Origin of the sequence: Mesorhizobium sp. M7A.F.Ca.US.014.04.1.1 (genome assembly GCF_003998745.1) — a bacterium.
Classification (GTDB): Bacteria; Pseudomonadota; Alphaproteobacteria; order Rhizobiales; family Rhizobiaceae; genus Mesorhizobium; species Mesorhizobium ciceri.
Map to the genome: position 1 here is coordinate 1 of NZ_RZRW01001236.1, position 780 is coordinate 780.

Sequence of the window (780 nt, forward strand, 5' to 3'; positions counted from 1 at the left end):
GAGGCGGTTCTGCTCGGATCCGATGGCGAGAAGATGGGCGACGATTTCCGCGGCACTGGATTGAGGCGAGAGCTCTGCCACGGCAGAGACCTATTTTTCGAGACGGGCGAGCAGCGAGGACGTGTCCCAGCGCTTGCCGCCCATCGCCTGCACATCCTTGTAGAACTGGTCGACGAGTGCGGTGACCGGCAGTCTGGCGCCATTGCGGTCGGCCTCGGCCAGGCAGATGCCGAGATCCTTGCGCATCCAGTCGACGGCGAAGCCGAAATCATATTTGCCGGCGTTCATCGTCTTGTGGCGGTTCTCCATCTGCCAGGAGCCCGCGGCGCCCTTGGAAATCACCTCGATCACCTTCTCGATGTCGAGCCCGGCCTTCTTGCCGAAATGGATGCCTTCGGCCAAGCCCTGGACGAGACCGGCTATGGTGATCTGGTTGATCATTTTGGTGAGCTGGCCGGCACCGGCCGACCCCATCAAGCCGACCATGCGGGCAAAAGCGTCGATGACAGGCTTCGCTTTGTCGAAAGCGTCCTGCTAGCCGCCGACCATCACGGTCAGCACGCCGTTCTCGGCGCCGGCCTGGCCGCCCGAGACCGGCGCATCGACAAACGAAAACCCGCCGGCTCGCGCCGCCGCCGCCAGCTCGCGAGCGACCTCGGCCGAGGCGGTGGTGTTGTCGATGAAGACCGAACCCTTCTTCATCGATTTGAAGGCGCCTTCCGGACCGGTCGTCACCGAACGCAGATCGTCGTCATTGCCGACACAGGAGAACACAAAATC

General features: G+C 63.1%; 1 pseudogene. It reads right to left on the reverse strand.

From position 1 onward, the window contains the following. Positions 1-90 precede the first annotated feature (90 nt). A pseudogene (locus tag EOA22_RS35790) lies at positions 91-780 on the reverse strand (NAD(P)-dependent oxidoreductase); the annotation flags it as partial.